General features: G+C 59.0%; 20 protein-coding genes. 10 read left to right on the top strand and 10 right to left on the bottom strand.

What is annotated here, in order from left to right; all coding sequences use genetic code 11:
- Nucleotides 1–44 precede the first annotated feature (44 nt).
- On the top strand, nucleotides 45–608 hold the full coding sequence (locus OKC31_RS15235) for a YgjV family protein (RefSeq protein WP_247823975.1): 564 nt from the start codon (nucleotides 45–47) through the stop codon (nucleotides 606–608).
- An 8-nt stretch (nucleotides 609–616) separates the two neighbouring features.
- On the opposite strand, the gene OKC31_RS15230 is transcribed toward OKC31_RS15235, so the two are convergent.
- From OKC31_RS15230 to OKC31_RS15210, 5 genes are all read right to left on the bottom strand, one after another.
- Nucleotides 617–1,474: a lytic transglycosylase domain-containing protein gene (locus OKC31_RS15230; protein ID WP_270657122.1), complete on the bottom strand. Its 858-nt coding sequence runs from the start codon at nucleotides 1,472–1,474 to the stop codon at nucleotides 617–619.
- A gap of 155 nt (nucleotides 1,475–1,629) precedes the next feature.
- A complete protein-coding gene (locus OKC31_RS15225) occupies nucleotides 1,630–1,818 on the bottom strand; it encodes a hypothetical protein (protein WP_201973455.1) in 189 nt (62 codons plus the stop codon).
- Between the two features lie 204 nt (nucleotides 1,819–2,022).
- Complete coding sequence (locus OKC31_RS15220) at nucleotides 2,023–2,628, bottom strand: DUF2076 domain-containing protein (protein ID WP_247823977.1); 606 nt, start codon at nucleotides 2,626–2,628, stop codon at nucleotides 2,023–2,025.
- Between the two features lie 110 nt (nucleotides 2,629–2,738).
- Nucleotides 2,739–3,752 (bottom strand): NAD-dependent epimerase, encoded by a 1,014-nt coding sequence (locus tag OKC31_RS15215; RefSeq protein WP_247823978.1) that lies wholly within the window; start codon nucleotides 3,750–3,752, stop codon nucleotides 2,739–2,741.
- Nucleotides 3,749–5,104: a UDP-glucose dehydrogenase family protein gene (locus tag OKC31_RS15210; protein WP_270657121.1), complete on the bottom strand. Its 1,356-nt coding sequence runs from the start codon at nucleotides 5,102–5,104 to the stop codon at nucleotides 3,749–3,751. The genes OKC31_RS15215 and OKC31_RS15210 overlap by 4 nt, the downstream gene beginning before the upstream one ends.
- A 246-nt stretch (nucleotides 5,105–5,350) precedes the next feature.
- Here OKC31_RS15210 and OKC31_RS15205 point away from each other — a divergent pair, with 246 nt between their 5' ends.
- The gene (locus OKC31_RS15205; protein WP_005349421.1) at nucleotides 5,351–5,962 is read left to right on the top strand and encodes a YitT family protein; all 612 of its coding nucleotides are present in this window, start codon (nucleotides 5,351–5,353) and stop codon (nucleotides 5,960–5,962) included.
- A 101-nt stretch (nucleotides 5,963–6,063) separates the two neighbouring features.
- Here OKC31_RS15205 and OKC31_RS15200 read toward each other — a convergent pair whose 3' ends face one another.
- The 5 genes from OKC31_RS15200 to OKC31_RS15180 form a co-directional block, all read right to left on the bottom strand.
- Nucleotides 6,064–7,080: an ABC transporter ATP-binding protein gene (locus OKC31_RS15200; protein ID WP_139493712.1), complete on the bottom strand. Its 1,017-nt coding sequence runs from the start codon at nucleotides 7,078–7,080 to the stop codon at nucleotides 6,064–6,066.
- Nucleotides 7,077–8,135, bottom strand: coding sequence for an ABC transporter ATP-binding protein (locus OKC31_RS15195; protein ID WP_108542579.1), 1,059 nt, complete (start codon nucleotides 8,133–8,135; stop codon nucleotides 7,077–7,079). Before OKC31_RS15195 ends, OKC31_RS15200 begins: the two co-directional genes overlap by 4 nt.
- A gap of 31 nt (nucleotides 8,136–8,166) precedes the next feature.
- Nucleotides 8,167–9,984 carry an extracellular solute-binding protein gene (locus tag OKC31_RS15190; RefSeq protein ID WP_182963013.1) on the bottom strand — a complete coding sequence of 606 codons (1,818 nt, stop codon included), beginning with the start codon at nucleotides 9,982–9,984 and terminating at the stop codon, nucleotides 8,167–8,169.
- Between the two features lie 149 nt (nucleotides 9,985–10,133).
- A complete protein-coding gene (locus tag OKC31_RS15185; RefSeq protein WP_013724081.1) occupies nucleotides 10,134–11,177 on the bottom strand; it encodes an ABC transporter permease in 1,044 nt (347 codons plus the stop codon).
- A gap of 109 nt (nucleotides 11,178–11,286) precedes the next feature.
- Complete coding sequence (locus OKC31_RS15180; protein WP_182963012.1) at nucleotides 11,287–12,312, bottom strand: ABC transporter permease subunit; 1,026 nt, start codon at nucleotides 12,310–12,312, stop codon at nucleotides 11,287–11,289.
- A 739-nt stretch (nucleotides 12,313–13,051) separates the two neighbouring features.
- Here OKC31_RS15180 and OKC31_RS15175 point away from each other — a divergent pair.
- The 8 genes from OKC31_RS15175 to OKC31_RS15140 all read left to right on the top strand — a co-directional run bounded on the left by OKC31_RS15175 (nucleotide 13,052) and on the right by OKC31_RS15140 (nucleotide 22,170).
- Nucleotides 13,052–15,577 carry a TonB-dependent receptor gene (locus OKC31_RS15175; RefSeq protein WP_182963011.1) on the top strand — a complete coding sequence of 842 codons (2,526 nt, stop codon included), beginning with the start codon at nucleotides 13,052–13,054 and terminating at the stop codon, nucleotides 15,575–15,577.
- Between the two features lie 108 nt (nucleotides 15,578–15,685).
- Nucleotides 15,686–16,450, top strand: coding sequence for a DUF3450 domain-containing protein (locus OKC31_RS15170; RefSeq protein WP_005343435.1), 765 nt, complete (start codon nucleotides 15,686–15,688; stop codon nucleotides 16,448–16,450).
- The gene (locus OKC31_RS15165; protein WP_107682561.1) at nucleotides 16,447–17,820 is read left to right on the top strand and encodes a MotA/TolQ/ExbB proton channel family protein; all 1,374 of its coding nucleotides are present in this window, start codon (nucleotides 16,447–16,449) and stop codon (nucleotides 17,818–17,820) included. The genes OKC31_RS15170 and OKC31_RS15165 overlap by 4 nt, the downstream gene beginning before the upstream one ends.
- A gap of 10 nt (nucleotides 17,821–17,830) precedes the next feature.
- On the top strand, nucleotides 17,831–18,358 hold the full coding sequence (locus OKC31_RS15160; RefSeq protein WP_005338936.1) for a MotA/TolQ/ExbB proton channel family protein: 528 nt from the start codon (nucleotides 17,831–17,833) through the stop codon (nucleotides 18,356–18,358).
- A 67-nt stretch (nucleotides 18,359–18,425) separates the two neighbouring features.
- Entirely contained in the window at nucleotides 18,426–18,833 is a 408-nt protein-coding gene (locus tag OKC31_RS15155; RefSeq protein WP_005338933.1) for an ExbD/TolR family protein, read from the top strand.
- A 16-nt stretch (nucleotides 18,834–18,849) separates the two neighbouring features.
- The gene (locus OKC31_RS15150; protein WP_042656692.1) at nucleotides 18,850–19,485 is read left to right on the top strand and encodes an energy transducer TonB; all 636 of its coding nucleotides are present in this window, start codon (nucleotides 18,850–18,852) and stop codon (nucleotides 19,483–19,485) included.
- An 11-nt stretch (nucleotides 19,486–19,496) separates the two neighbouring features.
- Nucleotides 19,497–20,738: a tetratricopeptide repeat protein gene (locus OKC31_RS15145; RefSeq protein ID WP_139405674.1), complete on the top strand. Its 1,242-nt coding sequence runs from the start codon at nucleotides 19,497–19,499 to the stop codon at nucleotides 20,736–20,738.
- A 511-nt stretch (nucleotides 20,739–21,249) separates the two neighbouring features.
- On the top strand, nucleotides 21,250–22,170 hold the full coding sequence (locus OKC31_RS15140) for a L,D-transpeptidase family protein (RefSeq protein WP_005338927.1): 921 nt from the start codon (nucleotides 21,250–21,252) through the stop codon (nucleotides 22,168–22,170).
- Nucleotides 22,171–22,247: the final 77 nt, after the last annotated feature.

The following is a 22,247-nucleotide window of genomic DNA, read 5'->3' as shown; positions in this document are numbered from 1 at the left end:
CCATCCCCTCATGCTGCGCCATCCAAATGACAGACGAGGGGTGGATGATGTCGCTGTTTCTGTGGTCGCAACTGGTGGTGAGCCTGGCCTTGTTGCTCGATCTGTTGTCGTTTCAGTTGCGGGATCGCCGCAGGATCCTGGCCTGTCTGGCCCTCTCCTGCGCCCTCAATGCCGGTCACTTTGCCCTGCTCGGGCAGTGGTCGGCCGCCAGCCTGTTGCTGCTGGCCAGTATGCGCTTTCTGGTGAGCATCTGGCTGGTTCGCCGCATCTTGATGTGGTTTTTCATGGGGTTGGCCTGTGCGGCGGCGCTAGCGACCTATCAGGGCCTGCTCTCATGGATCGGGCTGCTGGCGAGCCAGCTGCAAACCCGGGCCGCGTTTTGCCCTGATGATCGCCTGCTGCGGCGCTGGATGCTGCTCGGTACCCTCTGCTGGCTGGGTAACAACTTGCTGGTGGGCTCACCGGTCGCCGCGCTGATGGAGGGGCTGTTTCTGGTCAGCAATCTGGTGGGTTACTACCGCCACTATGGCTTCGATTATTGGGGGCGTGGCCGCTACAGTGGCCGCAGAAAGGGGCGTGTGCCGCCTTCCGGTCGGGCGAGCTCCTGATTTTCCGCTCAGGGCTGCTTGTGGCCAGCGAAGTAAAGCACCCGTTTCACGTACTCCTGCGTCTCGTCATAGGGTGGGATCCCGCCATAGCGTTCCACCGCTTTTTCCCCGGCATTGTAGGCTGCCGAGATCAGTACCCAGTCGCCATCGAAACGGCGATCCAGCCATTTGAGATAACTGACGCCGCCCTTGATGTTTTGGGCCGGATCGAATGGCCGGGTTACCCCGAACCGTTGCTGGGTTTCGGGGATCAGCTGCATCAGCCCCTGCGCATTCTTGGGTGAAACGGCGCGGCTGTTGAGATTGGATTCGGCGATGGCAATCGCCAGTACCAGCCGGGCATCCACTTTATGGTGCTTGGCTGCGTGACGCAGCATGGTGACCAGCTTTTGCTTGGCGGGGGGCTGGCGGGCAACCCAGGAGTCGACATTGAAGGGGGTGGAGGGGAGCCCGGCCAGATAGCCACCCTGACCGCCACGGATCCCCATGCCACACCTATCCCCCATAGGGGCATTGCCGATGCGGGCGTTGTAGTAACGGGCGGCCCGTTGGTTGCCAAGGCGCATCGCCATGGCGAGATAGCTGTTGGCCAGCTTGGCGCTGCGAACCGAGGCGGGGCCGGTGGCGAGCAGGCGGCCGATCCGGAAATATCCTTCAGGGTTGCCGGTGCTGGCGGCGACACAGTAGAGGGCGATGGCCTTTTGCAGATGACCGTGTTGCTGGGCAACTTGACCCTGCTTGATCGCCGTCAGCGCCTTGGGGGCCTGTCTGAAATCCCTGCCTTGTGCCATCGCCCGCGGCGTACCTGCCAGTAACAACGACAAAAAAAGCAGCAAAAACAGTCCGTTTTCGCTGATGTGCCTCATGGGTTATCTCCTGTTTGAGTACAGAAGATATAGAGGAACATGGCTGCTATCGCCACGAACCCAGTGGATCCTGTTGTTATAGCCGGTTGATTTCAGAGAGCAAAACGGTATGGAACTAACGGCATCTCGACCGTTTCACACCATTTTTCATCCGGTTAAAAGTCGTGGTGATACTCCTGCTCATCCAGCGCTGCGGGAGGAAGCGCGCGATAGAAGCTGCCAATTTCGCTGACAACCCAGAGCGAAAGCAGGGCCAGCAGGCTGAGCAGGGGAAGCAGAGAGTGGCTCTGGGTCAGGGCATAGGCCGCAATGGCGGCACCGGTCAAAAGCAGGGTTCGGATCATGAGGTGGCTCCTTGTCGTCATGGGGGTGTTGCGTGGCCACGGACAGAGCGCCTGGGGTCGGGAGTTGTTCCCGGGTGGCACGAAGCGCGCTGAGTATATCGCGTCATGCCGCTGCCGATCCGTGGTGTCATCACACTTTCCATAGTCATGGGTTTCGTATCGAGTTGAGCCCCGCTAGGTGCGGGGCCAGTAATGGTTTGACGGTCAGAAGAAACCGTCGTTGTTATCGTCACTGTCGGCCCAGCCGCTACTCTGGCTATCGTCGTCGAGAAAATTGCTGCCAGCATCGGGAGGTGAATCCCAGCCGTCCCAGCGCACCGGTTCCGCATCGACCGGATTGGCGATGGGCGCTGGCTCTATGATGTCGATGATCTCCTCGGGCCGATTGTTGTGAAACAGTCCGCCGATCATATCGGCCAGCATCACGCCACCGGCCACACCGGCGGCGGTTTGCAGGGCGCCGCCCAAAAAGGAGCTGGTACGGGATGCTGGCTGGGCAGGAGCGGATGCCGGTGGCGGCGTGAAGCGCGGGGGCGGGCTGCTTTCGCTACCAAGCAGGCCGGAGAGAAAACTGCCACCACTTGGGGCGCTCTGGCTGGCTTCCAGCTCCTTGACCCGCTCGTTGAGGCGAGTAAGGGCTGCCTGCTGAATTAGCAGCGCCTGGGCCATGTAGTAGGGGGCATCGGGCTGCTCTGCCAGATGCTGGCGGATCAGCTGATCCGCTTGTTGGTCTCGCTTGCTATCCCTGGCTTGCGCTTGCTTGAGGCGGTCGAACAGTCCATCGATCAGACCCTGTTCCTGTTGTTGCATCTCAAATCCTCGCTATGGTGCGCAGACAGTGCGTTCAGCCATCCTAAAACCCGCGGGGCATCAGTGGTATCTGATTAACTCATCAATGACCGAGGGTCTACCCGCGTTCGTCAGCGGTCGGGCTGGTAGTAGTCGAGATACCAGCGGACAAACTCGGCAACCCCCTGCTTGAGGGGCGTGGCGGGGCGCAGGCCGGTGAGGGTGTGCAGCGGTTCGCTGTCGGCCCAGGTGGCGTGCATGTCGCCTGCCTGCATCGGCAGCATCCGCTTGATGGCGGGTTTGCCGATGGCCTCTTCCAGCGCCTCGATAAAATCGAGCAGCCGCACCGGCTGGCCGTTACCGATATTGAGGATGCGGTAGGGGGCGGCGCTCTCGGCCGCGCTCTGCTCGCTGGCGTGCCAATCGGAATTGGGGCGGGGCGGCTGATCGGCGACGGCGAGGATCCCAGCGACGATGTCGTCGATAAAGGTGAAGTCGCGGCTGAGATCGCCGTTGTTATAGACGTCGATAGGCTCTCCCGCGAGGATGGCGCGGGTGAACTTGATGATGGCCATGTCGGGCCGGCCCCAGGGGCCGTAGACGGTAAAGAAGCGCAGCCCTGTGGTGGGCAGGCCATAGAGCGCCGAATAGGCGTGGGCCATCAGCTCGCCGCTCTTTTTGGTCGCAGCGTAGAGGGAGACCGGGTGATCCACCTGCTGCGCGGTGGAGTAGGGCATCTGATCCCCCATGCCATAGACCGAACTGGAGGAGGCGTAGATGAGGTGCTGAATCCCGTGGTGACGACACCCCTCCAGCACCGTCAGCATGCCGGTGAGGTTGCTGTCGGCATAGGCGAACGGATTGTCGATGGAGTAGCGCACCCCCGCTTGCGCCCCCAGATGGAGCACCCGCTCGAAACCGTGGCTGGCAAACAGGGTCGCCATCGCCTCGCGATCTGCCAGATCAAGCCGCTCGAAGCGAAAATGGGGGAAACTGGCAAGTTGGGCCAGCCGCGCCTCTTTCAGACTCACCTCGTAGTAGTCGTTGAGGTTGTCGATCCCCACCACCTGATGACCTGCGGCGCACAGTTGGCTGGCCACATGAAAACCGATAAAGCCAGCGACGCCGGTGACCAGATAGGTCATGGTTGGGTCTCCGGGTTGCAGCTGGTGTTGGCAGGCTGCTTTTTGGCGGGAAGATGTGGTCGCCCGATGGCGTGATAGTCAAACCCGAGCTCGCTGAGCTGGCGCGGATCATAGAGGTTGCGGCCATCGATGATGACAGGCTGGTTGAGCAGGGCCTTTAGCTGCTGGAAATCGGGGGCGCGAAACGCCTGCCACTCGGTACAGATGAGCAGGGCATCGGCCCCTTCCAGTGCAGCCTCCTGAGTGGGGCAGAGCAGCAGATCCGGCCGCTGGCCGTAGATCTGGCGGGCACGCCCCATCGCCTTGGGATCAAAGGCCTGCACCCGGCCACCGGCAGCCCAGATGGCGGCCAGCAGCGGGCGGCTCGGCGCATCGCGCATATCGTCGGTGCCGGGTTTGAACGCCAGCCCCCACAGGGCGAAGGTGCGGCCGCGCAGGGTTTGCGCCATCTTCTGTTGCTGGCGCTGGTTGACCTGCTCGACCGCCGCTAAAAGCGGGGCGTCGCAGCCGACACTCGCCGCGGTATGGCGCAACGACTTGATATCTTTGGGGAAGCAGGAGCCGCCGTAGCCGCAGCCCGGGTAGATAAAGTGGTAACCGATGCGGGGATCGGCCCCCATCCCCTGGCGCACCGCCTCGATATCGGCCCCCAGTTGCTCGGCGAGGGCCGCCATCTCGTTCATAAAGGAGATCTTGGTGGCCAGCATGGCGTTGGCGGCGTATTTGGTGAGCTCGGCGCTGCGCAGATCCATCACCACGATCCGGTCGTGATTACGGTTAAAGGGGGCGTAGAGGGCGCGCAACTGCTCAAGCGCCCGCTCGCTGTCACAGCCGATGATGATGCGATCCGGCCGCATGCAGTCGTTGACCGCCGCCCCCTCCTTGAGAAACTCGGGGTTGGCCGCCACCTCGCAGGTGAGGGACAGCCCACGTTCGGCCAACTGTAGCTCAATATGTTCCCTTACTTGCTGCGCCGTGCCGACCGGCACAGTGCTCTTGGTCACCACCAGCTTGGGGCGGCTCATCAGTCGGCCTATGGTGTCGGCCACCGTCAGCACATGTTGCAGATCGGCCGAGCCATCCTCGTCAGCCGGGGTACCCACGGCGATCAGCAGCAGGTCGGCGTGTGCCACGGCAATGGCGGGATCGACCGTGAAGCTCAGGCGGCCGCTGGCCAGATGGCTCTCGACCAGCGTGGCCAGCCCCGGCTCATAGAAGGGGATCTGCCCCAGCCTGAGGGCGGCGATCCGCTCATCATCCACATCCACGCAGCAGACCTGATGGCCCACCTCGGCCAGAACGGCGGCCTGTACCAGCCCGACATAGCCTGTGCCAAAAATGGTGACCTTCATGAAAAGTGCCTCGTGCTGTGAATGGGGGATGGCGCGCTTAAACCGCGGCATGCTGCATCTTGGTGCAGCGGGTGTCAATGCCAGATGACAGGCACCAGAATGGGGCGTTCAGCCTGCCTGTTGTGATCCTTTTCACAAAAAATAGACTGGACCCCATAACGAAGCCCTGTGGACAGGGCTCGCAGCCCGCCCGCAACGGCAGGCGACAGACACTCTCTCTCTCTTTACTTCGCTTGGATACAGGTTATGGACAACACCTCGATTCGTACTGCCCATCCTATTTATGAGGATGTGCTGGCCCTGCTGACGGCGGCCGGCTTTGTTTCCCTCGGCATCTTTCTGTTTCATCAGGTTGGCCTGCTCACCGGCGGGACTGCCGGGCTGGCGCTGTTGCTGCAAAAGGTGACCGGTATCAGCTTCGGCCTGCTGTTTTTCGGCATCAACCTGCCCTTCTATGCGCTGGCATGGCTGCGGATGGGGCCACGTTTTACCTTCAACACCTTTGTCTCGGTGGCGGCGGTCTCCTACATGACCGATCACCTCAACGGGGTGCTGCAGATCGGCAAGATAGAGCCCCTCTATGCGGCGCTGATCGGCGGCACCCTGATTGGTATGGGGCTGCTCATCATGTTTCGCCACAAGTCGAGTCTGGGGGGCTTCAACATTCTGGCGCTCTTTATTCAGGATCGCTTTGGCATTCGGGCGGGCAAGCTGCAGATGGGGCTCGATTGCGCCATTGTTGTCGCCTCGTTTTTCGTGGTGCAGCCCTGGATTCTGGCGCTCTCCATCGTGGCGGCGGTTATCTGTAATCTGGTGTTGACACTCAACCACAAGCCGGGCCGCTATCAGATTGCCTGATGAGCGGTAGCCGTGACCCGATAAGACAAGAGTGACCCGATAGCACGAGGCGGCCTGATGGCCGCCTCGTCTGTTTCTACCCTGGGGTTTGTTCGCTGCGCCTAGCTCGCCTGCTCCAGCCTGCTGTCGCCGCTGATAGCGTGACTACCGACGGCGAGCGGGGTGTGACAGGCCACCTGATGATGGGACTCATCACACGCCTCAAGCTTGGGCGCCTTGCTTTTGCACAACTCGGTCGCATGGGGGCAGCGCTGGTGGAAGTGGCAGCCGCTTGGCGGCGAGATGGGGGAGGGCACATCGCCGGTCAGCAGAATGCGCTGGCTGCGCCTGCGCGGGTCCGGTACCGGAATGGCGGAGATCAGCGCCTGGGTGTAAGGGTGGCGCGGTGCCAGATAGAGCGACTGGGCATCCGCCAGTTCGACGATCCGTCCCAGATACATCACCGCGATCCGATCCGAGATGTGTTTGACCACCGACAGATCGTGGGCGATGAAGATGATGGAGAGGTTCATCTCCCGCTGCAGGCTGAGCAGCAGGTTGACGATCTGCGACTGCACCGAGACATCGAGGGCCGAGACTGCCTCGTCGCACACCAGCAGCTTGGGCTTGAGGGCGATGGCGCGAGCGATGCCGATCCGCTGGCGCTGACCGCCGGAGAACTCGTGGGGGTAGCGATCCACCGCGCTGCCCGGCAGGCCCACTTTTGCCAGCAGCTCCTGCACCCAGCCGCGCCGCTGTTCAGTGTTGCCTTTACCGTGGATGATAAAGGGCTCCTCCAAAATCTGGCCCACGGTGTGGCGGCTGTTGAGGGATTCTGCAGGGTCCTGAAACACCATCTGCATCTCCTGACGCAGGGATCGCATCTCCTTCGGGCTGAGGGCGGTGATGTCGCGCCCCTCGAAGGTGATGGTGCCCGCGGTCGGCTCGAACAGCTTGAGCAGGCTGCGCCCGAGGGTGGACTTGCCGCAGCCCGATTCACCCACCAGCCCCAGCGTCTCCCCCTGTTTCAGGTCGAAGCTGATGCCATCCACCGCGTGAACCGTATATTGCTTGCGCAGGAACCCGCCTCCCAGCCGGAAGTGCTGTTTCAGATCCCTGACCGATAACAGAGTGCTCATACGGTCAACTCCTTCCAGTAGTGACAGGCGACATGGTGGCGCAGATTTAACTGCTCCACCGCCGGAATGGCGCTGATGCAGAGATCGGTTGCATGGGGGCAGCGGTTGGAGAAGCGGCAGCCAGCGGGCATCTCGTGCAGGGCTGGCACCTGTCCCTTGATGGTCTTGAGCAGGCTCTTGGGCTCATCCTCAAGGCGCGGGATTGAGCTCATCAAGCCGTGGGTATAGGGGTGACGGGGGTGGTCAAACAGTTCGAACACGTCGGCCTGCTCTACCGCCCGCCCGGCGTACATCACCACCACCTCGTCGCACAGCTCCGCCACTACCCCCAGATCGTGGGTAATAAAGATGATGGCCATCCCGGTCTGGGCCTGCAGCTCTTTCATCAATTCGAGGATCTGGGCCTGAATGGTGACATCCAGCGCCGTGGTCGGCTCGTCACAGATAAGCAGGTCTGGCTCGCAGGAGAGCGCCATGGCGATCATCACTCGCTGGCGCATGCCGCCGGAGAGGTTGTGGGGATAGACCGCAAAGCGCTGGGCCGGTTCCGGGATCCCCACCTTCTGCAGCATGGCGATGGCCGCAGCTTTGCGCTGGGCCTTGTCATACTCGGGGCGATGGAGGCGAAACACCTCCATCAGTTGCTCCCCCACCGTCTGCACCGGGTTGAGGGCCGTCATCGGCTCCTGAAAGATCATCGAGATGCGGTTGCCGCGCACCTTGTACATCTGATCCGGCGCAAGCGACAGCAGCTCCTCCCCCTGAAAGCGGATGGAACCGGCCACCACCTGACCGTGGGGCTTGGGCAAGAGCCCCATGATGGCGAGCGAGGTAACGCTCTTGCCACAGCCGGACTCGCCGACGATCCCCAGCGTCTGACCCGGGGCCACCTTGAAGCTGACCCCGTCGAGCACCTTGATTTTGCCGTCATCGACGGCGAACTCCACCTCAAGATCGCGTACTTCGAGGATTGGGGCCTGGTGCTGGCCGTTATCAGCGGCGAACTCCCCCCCGTTATCCGGTACGTCAAGAATGGGGGCCTGAGTGTTGGGCATAACGGCTGCTCCCTTCGCAATGGCCTGAATATCAATGACGTGCATAGGTCTTGTCGAGCAGGTTGATGGGCGCCAGCGCCTCCCCTGCCTCCTTGGCGTTGCGGGTCTCTTCCTTCACCTTGGGATCGAGCCAGAGCAGACCACCACTACTGTGAGGATAACCATCCATCGGCCAGTAGAGCAGATCCGGCGTGTTCTTGGTGGCAGGTACGTCCGGCAGCATCACATAACGCCAGCTGCTGGCCCGCACATAGTTGAGCTGCACCCCGGGCACGAAGATGGCGAGATCATAGATGCGCTGCTGGATCTGGCGGGAGATCTCGGCCCGTTTGGCCATGTCGAATTCGACGTTGTAGGCGTCGATCAGTGCGTCCAGCTCCTTGTCAGCCACGTTGAACAGGTTGTTGGTCTGCGGTTTGTTGGCATTGGCGGAGTGGAACGACTCCCAATATTGTGGATAGAGACCGCCGCCGCCCCAGCCAAGCCAGGCCGCCTCGTGTTTCTTCTCCAGCATCACCTTGAAGCCGGTGGCGCCATCCACTAGGTTAAGCTCCAGATCGAGACCCGCTTTCTTGGCCTCCTCTTTCAACACGGTCAGGCGCTTGGAGTGCTCCTGACTGGTGTAGGTGAGTGCCAGCGTCAGCCGCTCCCCCTTCTCATTTTGCAGGATGCCGTCCGGCCCCGGCTTGTTGTAACCGCCCTTGGCAAAGTACTCCCGCGCCTTGCCGATGTCATAAGCCCGCTCCGGCAGCGTCATGTCGGTGAACTCGCCAAAACCCGAGCCGAAGGTGGTGGCTCTGTCATAGTCGCCGCGCAGCACGGTCTCGATCATCTTGTCGATGTTGAAGGCGTGCTGGATGCCGAGGCGCACGTTCACGTCCGCCAGCTTGGGGTTGGCCACATTGAGGTGCACCCCCTGACCGCCCTGTTTGGTGTCGGTCATGGCCATTACCTTCTGCACGTAGCCTTTTTTGTACTCCGGGGTGACCGCTTTTTCATGCCACCAGTTGGGCAGGATCATCTCGAAGGTATCGATCTCCCCTTTCAGGAAGTGGCGGAAGGCGATGTTGTGGTCGCGGATCACCTGCACCTTGATGGTGTCGATGTTGAATCTGTGCTGGTTGTAGCGATCGTCTTTTGCCCACCAATCCTTCTGCTTGCTGAAGGTGACCGACTTGCCCTTCTTGACGTCGCTGATCACGTAGGGGCCTGTGGTGGGCACCACGGCCCAGTTGTACTGCTTCACCCAGTTGGGGGTCAGCTTGTAGTAGTGCTTGGGCTGGGGCCACAGCTCGGTGGTGTTGAGCAGGTCCATCTTGGCCTTGCGGTTGGCCGCTTTGACCATAATGGTGTGATCATCGATCTTCTCTACCGCGACCACTTCAGTGGTGTAGTAGTTGTTGAACCAGGGCCCCTTGATGTGTTTGGAGCGCATCATCTCGTAGCCGAAGGTGTAGTCGTCAGCATTGACCGGCTTGCCATCCGACCATTTGGCGCGGGGATCCAGCTTGAAGTAGACGGTCTGGCTGTCTGGCGCGATGGCCCAGTGGGTCGCGAGCGAGGGGATGGGGTTGCCGGTATTGGGATGGAAGCTGATGAGTCGCAACTGGTTATCGAGAATAAAGGAGCGGAACGATCCGTTGGAGTCAGGCCCCACGGTGCGGAACGTCAGCGGAAAGCTCTCCACAAACATATTGAGGCTGCCGCCCGGCTGCGCCTTGGGGGAGGCGAACACAGGATCCGTGTCGTTGGTCTCCCATTTGAGATCCGCGGGCAGGCTGGCCGCCCAGACCCAGGATCCGTTTACCAGCACAAAGAGAGCACCTATCCATTTGATTTTATTTTTCATGTTTGACTTCCAGGTCTGGCCCCTGCACTGGGGGTCTTGATTGATAACGGGATTATCCCTTGCTCCCGGGACCGCCGATGGCGGTGGCCCGTCCTTCATTCATCACTGTTCGTTACCCGGCGCCAGCCGATGCGCTGGCATCGGCTGGCTCATTGGTAACGGGTAAATTTGCGCGGATCAAACGCCTCGCGGATCGCCTCACCAATAAAGGAGACCATGATCAGCACCAGACTCACCGCTGCCACCACCGAGCTGACGATCCAGATGGCATCCAGATTGTTGATGCCCTGGGAGAGCAGCTCCCCCCAGCTCGGGGTCGGCGGAGCCAGCCCGAAGCCCAGATAGTCGAGCGCCGTCAGGGTGGAGATATTGCCCACCACGGCGAACGGCGCCAGGGTGACGATCATCATCAGGGTGTTGGGCAGGATGTGGTTGAAGATGATCCGCCCGGTGGTCGCCCCTTGCGCCCGCGCCGCCATCACATAGTCCCGTGCCCGCTCCTTGTAGGTGAGGGTGCGCATATACCAGGTGATCCCCATCCAGCCGAACAGCACGTTGATGGCGACAAACAGGCCGAAGTTGGGCTTGGCCAGCGACACCAGGATCATGATGACGTAGAGAAATGGCACCTGGGACCAGATCTCGATAAAGCGTTGCAGGATGAGGTCGAAGCGGCCGCCGAGAAAGCCCATGAGACAGCCGATGGTTACCCCGATGGCGTAACTGGCCGCCAGCGCGATAAAGGCAAAGCCGATGGCAATGCGAAAGCCGTAAACCAGCCGCGCCAGCACGTCGCGGCCGCTGGTGTCGGTGCCGAGGAAGTGGCGCTCGGCCGCGCTGGGGGCGTAAGGCGGGTAGGCATCCTCCTTGAAATCCTGCTCGTAGGGGTTCCAGGGCACCGGCGGCAGCAGTACCCAGTCGCCCTGGCCCTCTGCGGCAAACTTGGCCTTGAGCTGGCGGTAGTTGGTTTCGTACTCGTAATCGAGCCCGAACTGCTGACCGGGGATCACATCGCCATAGGTGGGGAAGTGCAGCTGGCCCTGATAGCTCACCATCAGTGCCCGGCTGTTGACCAGCAGCTCCGCCAGCAGGGAGAGCAGCACCAGGGTGGTGAAGATGATGAAGGAGTAGTAACCGCGCTTGATCGACTTGAAGCGCTTGAGTTTTTTCAAGGTAACCGGATTGAGCTTCATGGTCAGTCTCCAAACCGCACGCGGGGGTCAACAGAAGGTGCAACGCAGATATCGGAGACGATATGGCGTGATATCAGCATCGGCATGGCAATAGAGGTCTGGTTCATGGTCAATCTCCAAACCGCACGCGGGGATCAACCAGGGCAACGCAGATATCGGAGACGATATTGCCAATCAGCATCAGCATGGAGGTGATGGCCAGAATGCCCATGACGGTGGGGTAATCCCGCTCGACGATCGCCTCGTAACCGAGCAGGCCGATGCCGTCGATGTTGAAGATGGTTTCGATGAGGAAGGAGCCGCCAAAGAAAACGGTGAGCACAGACCCCAGGTGACTGGCTATGGGGATCAGGCTGTTGCGCATGGCGTGGTCGGTGACCGCCTTGCGAAACGGCAGTCCCTTGGCCACGGCGGTACGCACATAATCGGCCGACAGGTTCTCCATCAGGCTGTTTTTCATGGTCATGGTGAGGATGGCGAAATCGCCGATGGCGTAGGCGATAAGCGGCAGCAGTGCGTGGGCAAAGACAGTGCGGATTTGATCCCAGCTGCTCTCCATGTACTCAAAGTCGTCTCCCGGAAAACCGCCCATCGGCAGCCACTCCAGATGAAAGGCGAAGACGGTGATGAGGAAGATCCCCACCACGTAGGCGGGCAGGGCATAGGCCATGTAGATGAGCATGGAGCTCAACGAGTCGAAGCGGCTGTTGTGCCTGAGCGCCTTCGCCACCCCGAGCGGGATGGAGACCGCATAGCTCAGCAGAAAGGTTGCCAGCCCGAAGAAGGCGGTAACGGGGAGCCGCTCCTTGATGAGCTCCCACACCGGTTCGTAGTAGCGGGTCGATTCGCCCAGATCCAGCACCGCCAGCTTCTGCAGCCACTCCCAGTAGGCGACCAGCATGGGCTTGTCGAGACCATAGAAGGCCTTGAGCTCCTCGATCTGTTCATCGGAGAGGGCCTGCGCCCCCTTGCTGCCGCTGGAGCGGCCAGATTCATTCTGGGAAACCTGGGCTTGCAGCAGCATGCGCTCGACCGGTCCGCCCGGCACGAAACGGGTGATGGTGAAGACGAGCAGGGTGATACCGAGAAACGTCGGAATGATCAAAAGCATCCGGCGTAGGAAATACGACAGCATGGTGGAACCTCGTCCTTGTTGTTCTTTTTTGCGGCCAGTCAAATCCGGTGACGGGCCTGTCCTTCCTGGCATTACGCGCTGAATTGGTTGCCAAACAGCAGACAATCCGCTTGGCCACTGTAAAAGCTCTGCAACAAAAATCAAGTACAAGGAAATGGAAAACTGGGACAAATGACCCGCTGAGACCAAAAGCACCGAAAAATGACGTTTTTTATCTGAAAAGTGAAAATCAAAACAAAACGCTACCGCTAAACATTATTTTAAAAAATATAAATAGCTGTTTGTTTGAGTTTTTTGTGTTTTTAAGGTGTTGATTTGCAATGTTTTTATTTGAAAGATGAAATTGAAGGAAAACGATATCATCTCGACGACTTTAACTGTTATCCCCATGGGAGCGGTCAGGTTCAACCCTCATGAAGTTAGTGTTTTATTCTTATTAAGGCCGATAAATCAAAATAAGATATAAACGGACAGCACGTTAACTAATAAGTTCATCAAATTTTAATTCAGCGCCATTTACGCCATTTAACAATATCTTTACATTGCGCAAGTTGTTTTTGGCAGAATTATTCACTAATTATGTCGGTCAAAATTAATACACTCCGCTTATTCTACGCTTGACCTCGCCACACCCCTGCTCCATTGACGTCGCTAGTCAAAGATTGATAAGCCTTACACATCGCTCCAAAGAGGGCGGTATCAGGAAGCAAACAATAAACAACCAGGAAGGATATAAGCGATGCTTAGGAAGAGCAGAATCTCTGCTGCGATTGCGTTCGCCTTGGCGAGCCTTGCGGCGGCCCCATCCGTATCTGCTGAAGAAGGGCAGAACGTCGAAAAACTGCAGAAAATCAAAGTCACTGGCTCCCGTATCTCCCGTGTTGATGTTGAGGGGGCAACTCCGGTTGTCTCTGTCAGCAAGGCTCAAATTGAACAGTCTGGTCAGCAGACTGTGGCCGATTATCTGAAACAGGCCTCCTACAACTCCTTTGGTGGTTTCTCCCCATCCTCCGGTAGTTCTGCCCAGTCACAAGCCACAGTAGGGCTGCGTGGCTTGGGCTCAGAACGTACCCTGGTGCTTCTCAATGGCAAACGTGTTGCTGGATCCCCCTCCATGGGGGGCACTTCCATCAACCTCAATACCATCCCCATGGCTGCTGTTGAGCGAGTGGAAGTGAACCTAGATGGCGGCTCCGCACTCTATGGTTCTGATGCTATCGGCGGTGTTATCAACGTGATCCTCAAAGAGGGTTTCGAAGGGTTGACATTCCAAGGGCGTCTTGGCTCACCAACCGAAGAGGGCGGTGATGAGAAGAGTGGCTCTGTGGTTGCGGGTGTCAATGGGGAGAAAGGATCCCTGATGATGGTTTACGAGCACGATGAGAAGGACGTGATCTATTATCGTGACCGTGACTATCTGGCTTTACAAGGTGCAATGTCCCCCAGCGTGGCTGGCCGTAATATCATGGATTTAGATACAGGCGATCTGAAGCAGCTTGCAGGTATCAACTGTGCCAATGTCGGGACCGGCTTTGTTGAACAGGATGGTTTGTGCAACTTTGATTTCGCCAAGGTCGCTGCTAAAACAGCCTCTCGTTCTCGCGATACTGTCTATGTGAATGGTCGCTATCACATCAATGACAGCGTGGATTTTGTACCTCAGTTTATCGGCTCTCGGGTGACCAGTTTTGGCCGCTTTGCCCCTGCTGCGGGCTCATTTGTGAGTGATGATCCTGCGTTGTTGGCTGCGAACGGAATCACTGGCGGTCAGGCTGCAATTTTCTATCGATTCAACAATATTGGTCCCCGTGATAACGATGTGACTGATTTTACCGGCAGCATGAACCTGGGCTTTGACGGTGTACTACCTACCGAGGCCGTTGGGGATGTTGAATGGAACGCCGGTTACATGTACTCCAAGACTGACAATACCAGCGATGGTAGCGGTTATATCCTCAAAAGTGCTGCCCGTAATGCAATCAAAGATGGCAAGTTCACCAATGGTGAGTTTGATAAGTCAGTAAATGATCTGTTGTCCTACGATACCTCGCGTACTTCCAAGATGGACTTTTTCCAGTGGTATGGCGGTTTGGGTTGGGAAATGGGCGAACTGCCTGCCGGTCCAATCGGTTGGTACTGGGGCTCCGAGTATAACGACTGGACTTACTCCGATACCTATGACAGTCAGTCTGAAGCAGGCAACGTCATAGGTTCATCCGGCAACTCCGGTGGTGGTGTGCGCGATGTGTTTGCCACCTATATCGAGAGCTTGATCCCCATCACCGAGCAGGTCGAGCTGAACCTGGCGGGTCGTTATGACAAGTACAGCGACTTTGGCAGCGCCTTCTCGCCCAAAGCGAGCCTGCGTTACCAGCCGCTAGACAACCTGATGTTCCGGACCTCCTGGTCACAATCGTTCCGGGCGCCGGGGCTGGATGATCTCTATGCCGCAGACTCATTCTCTGCTGACTATGCCAAGGACTATGTACGCTGCAATGCTACCGGCACAGCTAACTGTCCTGAAAAACAGTATGACGTTACCCGTCAGTCCAATAAAAATCTGAAGGAGGAGACGGCTGATACCTTCACTATCGGGGCTGCTTACAACCCGCTGGACAACTTGAATCTGTCACTCGATTACTACTACATCAAGATTGATGATGTGATCCAGCTAGCCACAGCACAAACCCAGATTTATCAGGAGCTGAACAGTGGCAGCAACCCGAACGTAATTCGTCTCCCCAACGGCACCATCAAGGAGATCAAGGCTGGCATGGTCAACTTGGGGCAACTCAAGACCAGTGGTGTAGATTTTAAAGCCGATTACAAGTACGACTTCAACACCTTCACCCTGCGTTATGACTTCGGTGGTACTTACATCCTGCAGTACGAAGAGGGGCTGTTTGCCGGTGGTCCGATGATCGACAAGAAGGGTTGGAATGGCAAACCTGACTTGCGCCTCAACTCCGGGATCGGTGCCAACTTCCCGCAGCTGTGGAATTTGGATACCTACCTGAGCGCCAACTATATCGACTCACAGAGTCAGGATTATGTGGATGGCAAGGAAGAGGGTCATATCGCTTCCAACACCGTCTGGAACCTGAACGTGGCGGTCGATACCAGCTGGAATGGCAAGATCCAGACCGGTGTGAAGAACATGTTCAACCGTGGCCCCTCCCTGTCCAACGATGGCTTCACTTACGATGAAGACCTCTACAGCATCGACGGTCGCATCTACTACATCGACTACACCCAGAAGTTCTAATCAACCCTGTTGATATACAACCTCAGCCGGCCCGGTCGGGCCGGCTGTGCCCAACGTCCAAGGAAGTTACGGAGATAGGGTAATCCTATGAAGACAAGGACCATTACAATGAAGAAAGCGCTCCTTGGCAGCCTGGTTTCGGCCGCCTTGTTGACCAGCTTCAATCTGAGTGCCGCCACTGCCGGTCAGGCCGTGGACGCTCAAGCCGCCACCGACAACGCATCCAAAGTTTCCCAGCAGAAAATCGACAGCTATGCCGAATCTGCCGAATCCGCACTGGCCCAGTATAAGGCCGCCCTGCGTCAGGTCGACAGTCTGCGCACCTACAACGAGCAGGTGAGCAAGATGGTCGAGTCCCAGAGCGCCGAGCTGGCGTCGATGCAAAAGCAGATCGCCCAGATCGACCAGACCAGCACCGAAGTGGTGCCCCTGATGCTCAAGATGATCGACTCCCTCGAGCAGTTTGTGGCGCTGGATCTGCCGTTCCAGAAGGTCGAGCGCGAGGACCGTGTGGCGGCTCTGACCGACCTGATGAACCGTGCTGATGTCACCATCTCCGAGAAGTACCGCAAGATCCTGGAGGCTTACCAGATCGAGGAGGGCTTCAGCCGCACCATCGAATCCTACAAGGCGAGCCTGGACAAGGATGGCAGCGAGAAGACCTACGAGTTCCTGCGGGTTGGCCGCATTGCGCTGCTTTATCAATCCCCGGATGGCAATGAGACCGGGATGTGGAACAAGAAGACTCGCCAGTGGGAAGAGTTGCCCCAGGAGTATCGCAGTGCGGTTGAACAGGGCCTTCGCATCGCCAAGAAGCAGGCGCCTCCCGCTCTGATCAAGCTGCCGGTTCAAACTGCGGAGAAAGCATCATGAAAGGAATCAAACTTGCGATTGCCTCCCTGATTGCGGGAGCAACCCTGGTCACCCTGCCGGTGACCGCCGCCGAAAAACCTGTTGATCTCAATGCGCTGCTGAATCAGGTCAAGGCCTCCAGCCTGAGCGAATCCCAACTCAACAAGGAGCGGGAAGCCCGCTTCCTGGCTGACAAGAACGAGCAGGGGGCGCTGCTGGCCAAGGCCAAGGCCGAGCTGGCTGCCGAAACCGCCAAGGGCGAGCAGCTCAAGGCGACCTTTGATGCCAACGACAAGCAGCTGACCGAACTGACCGAAACCCTGCGCCAGCGTTCCGGCAACATGGGCGAGATGTTCGGCGTACTGCGTCAGTTCGCCGGTGAGTTCAAGGGGATCTTCAATGCCTCCGCCCGTCGGGTCGAGCATCCGGAACAGACCGCGCTGCTGACCCGTCTGGCCGAGAGTAAAGAGCTCCCCTCCAGCGACGATCTGGAAGCGTTCTGGACCACCACCCTCAGCCGCATGGTGGACGGTGGCAAGGTGAGCCAGATCCCGGCGACCGTGGTCTACGGCGAAGGCAACCAGGCCGAGAAGACGGTCACCCAGATCGGTGAGTTCAACACTGTCTCCGAAGGCAAGTACCTCACCTTCGTGCCGGAGACCGGCAAGTTCGAGCAGCTTTCCCGTCAACCTGACAAGGGGGTGCTGGAACCGATCGCCGAGTTTGAACAGGGCGGTGACGGGGTCAAACCCATCTTTATCGACCCGTCTCGCGGCGTGATCCTCTCTCTGCTGGTGCAGTCACCGACTCTCAAGGAGCGGATCGATCAGGGTGGTGAAGTGGGTTACGTCATCATGGTGCTCGGTGTGCTCGGTACCCTGCTGGCCATCTTCTGCGGTATCCGGCTGTCGTTGATCGGCTCGTCCATGCGCAAGCAGCTGAAATCCGATCAGATCATCAAGGGCAACCCCATTGGTGACATGCTGGGAGCCTACCAGAGCCATCGTGGTGACAACATCGAGGATCTGGAGTCCAAGCTCGACGAGATCATCCTGCGCAACGTGCCCAAGTTCGAGAAGGGTATCAGCATCATCAAGCTGATCGCCTCGGTCGCGCCGCTGCTGGGCCTGCTCGGTACCGTAGTGGGGATGATTGCCACCTTCCAGGCCATCACATTGTTCGGTACCGGCGATCCCAAGCTGATGGCGGGCGGTATATCGGAGGCGCTGGTGACCACTATGCAGGGCCTGGTCGTCGCCGTGCCCATGTTGTTCCTCTACACCATTGTGCAGACCCAGAGCCGTCGTCTGATCCAGGTGCTGGAAGAGCAGAGCGCCGGTTTCGTCGCCCGTTATCAGGAACGTCTGCACGCCTCCAAAGCCGCAGCGTAAGGAGTCACCCATGTGGTTCTGGTTGATTGAAGAAGTCGAGTCGGTCCGCCGGTTTTTGGGATTGGGGGGCGATGTACTGGTCGCCCTGTTCTTCCTGACCCTGATGATGTGGGCCCTGTTGCTGGAGCGCTGGTTCTATTTCATGGCGGTCTACCCCAAGCAGGTGAAGCAGACCAAGGCGACCTGGCTGGCCCGCACCGATCATCTCTCCTGGTCTGCCAAGCAGATCCGGCGCGAGCTGGTCTCTCGGGTTGCCATGGCGGTGGACAAGGGGATGCCGGTCATCAAGGTACTGATCGCTCTCTGCCCGTTGATGGGATTGCTCGGTACCGTGGTGGGGATGGTGCAGGTGTTTGACACCCTGGCCATCACTGGCACCGGTTCGCCGCGGGCGATGGCATCGGGGATCTCCAAAGCAACGGTACCGACCATGGCGGGCATGATCGCCGCCCTTTCCGGCCTGTTTTTTGTCAACCAGCTCGATCACAAGGCCAAACTGGCGGTGCAAAAGCTGGAAGACAACCTGAAACACGGTTGATGCAGGATGCATACCCCCGGCGAGGCATGGCCTGCCGGGGGCACAGAACAAGCAAGGAGTTTCTGCTATGAGAAAACGTTACAGCGACAGCGGTGCTGACGAGGCGGCTATCGATTTGACCCCCATGCTGGACATAGTGTTCATCATGCTGATCTTCTTCATCGTCACCACCTCCTTCGTCAAGGAGTCCGGTGTCGAGATCAACCGTCCCAGTGCCAGCACGGCCGAGACGGTGAAGAAGGGCAATATCATGGTCGCGGTGCGCGAAAACGGTCAGGTCTGGGTCGACAAGCGGGTGGTCGAGGTGGGGGCGGTGCGTGCCAACATCGAGCGGCTGCGGGCCGAGAACCCGGAGAGCGCCGTGGTGATCCAGGCCGATAACGAATCCCGTTCCGGTCTGGTGGTGCAGGTCATGGATCAGATCCGCATGGCCGGTGTCCAGAACATCTCCATAGCGGCAGACAAGAGCAGCTGATACCGGAGAGAGACCTATGAGATACCTGATATCGTTGGCGGTCTCCTGTGTGGTGGTGTTCTTTCTGTTTCTGGGAATGAACAAGCTGATCACACCGGATCACCGGGAGCTGGTGGAGAAGGATGACGTCACCATGACCGATTTCATCCGCCTCAAGCCCCAGGAGACCCTGCAAGAGAAACAGCGGGAGCTGCCCAAACCGCCGCCGCCCAAGCGTCCGCCGCCGCCTCCCGAGATGGAGGTGGCCAGCACGGATCGGCCGAAGATGGATAGCGCGCCGATGGACATGCCCAAGCTCGACATCCCGGTCAACATCGGTGGTGGCAACGCGCTGGGTGCCTACAGCACCGGTGGCGGTGGTGGCGGCGTCGGTGGCAACAATGGTGCCATTCCGCTGGCCACCTTCGAGCCCATGATGCCCCGCAAGGCGGCACTGGCTGGACTGGCCTCCGGCAAGGTGCTGGTGGAGTTCACCGTCACCGAGCGCGGCACCGTCAGCAACGTGCGGATCGTCAAGGAAGAGCCGCGCAGTTATGACCTCGGCAAAGAGGCGCGCAAAACCATCGCCAAGTGGACGTTCAAACCGGCCATGGTGGATGGCAAGCCGCAGGCGAGCCGTATGCAGCAAGAGATCGAGTTTGCGGTCAACTAAGGAAGGTGGCGATGAACAAGTTACACAAGATGATCCTCGCCCCGGTCGCCATGGCGGTGCTGCTTAGCACCGCCAGTTGGGCAGCCGAGCAGCCGACCCTGTCGGATCGGGCCTATCGGGCGGTCAACAAGGCGCAGGAGCTGATCACTGACAAGCAATACGGTTTGGCGAATGCCAGATTGCAGGAGGCACTCTCCAGCGTGGGTGATCGGGTCTACGACAAGGGAGTCATATTGCAGACGCTCGGTTTCGTAGCCGCCCAGCAGGAGAAATACGGTCAGGCGACCAAGTACTTTGCCGATGCCATCGCGACAGGCGGCCTGCCGCCACCGGTGGCCCAGCAGGTGCGCTACAACCTGGCCCAGCTCTATATGGCTGAGGGTAATTATCAGGGCTCGATCAAGACCATGAAGGAGTGGTTTGCCAACCAGGGCAAGGATGACAAGCCCAACTCCCATGCCTATATCACGCTGGCCAACGCTCACGTGCAGCTCAAGCAGTACCGTGACGCGATCCCGGCGGTGGATCAGGCGATCAAGCTGTCGGCAGGTAAAGCGCCGGAGTCCTGGTATCTGCTGAAGATGGGCGCTCACTACGAGCTGAAACAGTACAAACCGGCGACCGAGGTGCTGACCTCTCTGGTCAACATGTTCCCGGAGAAGAAGAAGTACTGGACCCAGCTGTCGGCCATGCATATGCAGGCAGGCAACGATGCCAAGGCGCTGGCGGCGCTGGAATCGGCCTACAACCTCGGCATGTTGACCGAGGCCGCCGAGCTGCAGCGCCTCGCCAACTACCTCGCCTTCACCGGCATTCCCCATCGCGCCGCACGGGTGATGGAGAAGGGGATGAAGGACGGGGTGATTGAGCAGAGCGCCAGCAACTACAAGACCCTGGCCAACTACTGGCATCAGGCCAAGGAGCTGGATCCGGCCATCGACACCCTGGCCAAATCCTACCAGCTGGCCCCGAGCGCCGAATTGCAGCTGAAAATGGCGCGCATGATGATCCAGAGCAAGCGCTATCAGGATCTGGTGGCGCTGGCCGCCAAACCGGCAGCCAATGCCAATGGTGAACAGCGTGCTGATCTCAAGTTCCTGACCGGGGTCGCCTATTTTGAGCAACAAAAGCCGAAGGAGGCCCTCAACGCCTTCACCCAGGCGGCTCAGAATGGCAACGTTAGTGGTCGGGCATCTCCGTGGATCAGCTTCCTCAAAGAGCAGAATGGCACCGGAGAGGCAGCCGTCCAGTAATTCCAATGACAACTACCTGTAGTCCCTTTTATGGTTGCCTGGTGGCTCCATTAACCGCTCTTCGGAGCGGTTTTTTTATGGTGGCTGCCAGCACCGGCGGGTAGCCGACGCACGGTTTTATCCCTCTTCATCCCAATAAAGAGCCTCCGTCGACATTGGTCTATCTCTCCCGGTGTGACAAACGTTTTGGCTAGGGCTGCAACCGTGAAGCAAGGTGGCGCTGCGCTGTGGTTGACGGGGGCTGGAGTGGCTCGCTGCCAGGCGGGCCGTGCCATTCATCTTTCACTCAGCTGCGACTTGCCAGTGTGGCTTTTGCCCTGTTGATAAGCGTCACATCGAAAACGGCTACTTTTAACAAGAAAAGCAACATATGGAAGTTGAAATTTTGGCCGACTCAGGAAAGAATGCGCGCTCGGTTATTGGCGTCGTGGGGCAGGTTGACCCGCCACCGGCAGACCGAGGATGAGACGGCCCCCGGCCCATTTGGTACAGGAAACCACACAGGAATTTTATGAATCCCCTTCGCACTGCCGCTTCGGCCCTTTTATGCACATTTGCGCTGGTCAGCCAGCAGGCTGCCGCCGTCGAGTACCGTCTGCCTGCGGCCAACAGCCGCCTGATCGGTGAAAACCAGGAATACGTGGTGCCTGCGGACAACCGTCCGCTGGAGCAGATCGCTGCTGACTTCCAGCTGGGTCTGACCAACATCATGGAAGCCAACCCGGGCGTTGATCCCTATCTGCCGAAGGCGGGTAGCACCCTGATCATCCCTCATCAGCTGATCCTGCCCAACGCGCCCCGCGAAGGGATCGTCATCAACGTTGCCGAGATGCGTCTCTACTACTACCCGAAAGGGAAGAACGTGGTGGAAGTACTGCCCATCGGCATCGGTCAGCTGGGGGTAAACACCCCGGAGAACTGGATCACCAAGGTAGAGCGCAAACGCGCTAACCCGACCTGGACCCCGACCGAGAACATCCGTCGTCGCTATGCCGCCCAGGGCAAGACTCTGCCGGCAGTATGGCCAGCGGGTCCGGATAACCCCATGGGTCTGCACGCCCTCTACATCGGCAACCTCTATGCCATCCACGGCACTAACGCCACCTTCGGTATCGGTCTGCGGGTGAGCAGCGGTTGCGTCCGTCTGCGCGCTGACGACATCAAGTATCTGTTCGACAACGTGCCGGTCGGCACCCGCGTCCAGTTCGTCAACCAGCCGGTCAAGACCACGGTCGAGCCGGATGGCGGTCGCTACATGGAAGTACATGAGCCGCTGTCGCGTACCGAGGAGGAGTTCAACTCCACCGCCTCCGTGCCGCTCCCGATGACACCGGCCATCACCCGCTTCATCGCTCACGCCGAGTCTGACTCCAACGTGGTCAAGCAGGTGCTGGAACAGCGTACCGGTATGCCGACCCGCCTCAATCCCTGATTGAGCAAGTTGGCGGTGCCGCGCGCACTGGCTGAATAAAGAAAACGGCGACCAGATGGTCGCCGTTTTTTATGGGG

Origin of the sequence: Aeromonas sp. Y293-4, from assembly GCF_027705905.1 — a bacterium.
GTDB lineage: Bacteria > Pseudomonadota > Gammaproteobacteria > Enterobacterales > Aeromonadaceae > Aeromonas > Aeromonas veronii.
This window is presented reverse-complemented; position numbering and strand designations above follow the sequence as displayed.

Excerpts from the sequence above, each read along its gene's own strand:
- OKC31_RS15215 (WP_247823978.1), bottom strand. The coding sequence starts at position 3,752 with ATGACCTATCTGGTCACCGGCGTCGCTGGCTTTATCGGTTTTCATGTG.
- OKC31_RS15140 (WP_005338927.1), top strand. The coding sequence starts at position 21,250 with ATGAATCCCCTTCGCACTGCCGCTTCGGCCCTTTTATGCACATTTGCG.
- OKC31_RS15185 (WP_013724081.1), bottom strand. The coding sequence starts at position 11,177 with ATGAAGCTCAATCCGGTTACCTTGAAAAAACTCAAGCGCTTCAAGTCG.
- OKC31_RS15220 (WP_247823977.1), bottom strand. The coding sequence starts at position 2,628 with ATGCAACAACAGGAACAGGGTCTGATCGATGGACTGTTCGACCGCCTC.
- OKC31_RS15155 (WP_005338933.1), top strand. The coding sequence starts at position 18,426 with ATGAGAAAACGTTACAGCGACAGCGGTGCTGACGAGGCGGCTATCGAT.
- OKC31_RS15200 (WP_139493712.1), bottom strand. The coding sequence starts at position 7,080 with ATGAGCACTCTGTTATCGGTCAGGGATCTGAAACAGCACTTCCGGCTG.
- OKC31_RS15145 (WP_139405674.1), top strand. The coding sequence starts at position 19,497 with ATGAACAAGTTACACAAGATGATCCTCGCCCCGGTCGCCATGGCGGTG.
- OKC31_RS15205 (WP_005349421.1), top strand. The coding sequence starts at position 5,351 with ATGGACAACACCTCGATTCGTACTGCCCATCCTATTTATGAGGATGTG.
- OKC31_RS15175 (WP_182963011.1), top strand. The coding sequence starts at position 13,052 with ATGCTTAGGAAGAGCAGAATCTCTGCTGCGATTGCGTTCGCCTTGGCG.
- OKC31_RS15210 (WP_270657121.1), bottom strand. The coding sequence starts at position 5,104 with ATGAAGGTCACCATTTTTGGCACAGGCTATGTCGGGCTGGTACAGGCC.
- OKC31_RS15180 (WP_182963012.1), bottom strand. The coding sequence starts at position 12,312 with ATGCTGTCGTATTTCCTACGCCGGATGCTTTTGATCATTCCGACGTTT.
- OKC31_RS15195 (WP_108542579.1), bottom strand. The coding sequence starts at position 8,135 with ATGCCCAACACTCAGGCCCCCATTCTTGACGTACCGGATAACGGGGGG.
- OKC31_RS15230 (WP_270657122.1), bottom strand. The coding sequence starts at position 1,474 with ATGAGGCACATCAGCGAAAACGGACTGTTTTTGCTGCTTTTTTTGTCG.
- OKC31_RS15190 (WP_182963013.1), bottom strand. The coding sequence starts at position 9,984 with ATGAAAAATAAAATCAAATGGATAGGTGCTCTCTTTGTGCTGGTAAAC.
- OKC31_RS15170 (WP_005343435.1), top strand. The coding sequence starts at position 15,686 with ATGAAGAAAGCGCTCCTTGGCAGCCTGGTTTCGGCCGCCTTGTTGACC.
- OKC31_RS15150 (WP_042656692.1), top strand. The coding sequence starts at position 18,850 with ATGAGATACCTGATATCGTTGGCGGTCTCCTGTGTGGTGGTGTTCTTT.
- OKC31_RS15235 (WP_247823975.1), top strand. The coding sequence starts at position 45 with ATGATGTCGCTGTTTCTGTGGTCGCAACTGGTGGTGAGCCTGGCCTTG.
- OKC31_RS15165 (WP_107682561.1), top strand. The coding sequence starts at position 16,447 with ATGAAAGGAATCAAACTTGCGATTGCCTCCCTGATTGCGGGAGCAACC.
- OKC31_RS15160 (WP_005338936.1), top strand. The coding sequence starts at position 17,831 with ATGTGGTTCTGGTTGATTGAAGAAGTCGAGTCGGTCCGCCGGTTTTTG.
- OKC31_RS15225 (WP_201973455.1), bottom strand. The coding sequence starts at position 1,818 with ATGATCCGAACCCTGCTTTTGACCGGTGCCGCCATTGCGGCCTATGCC.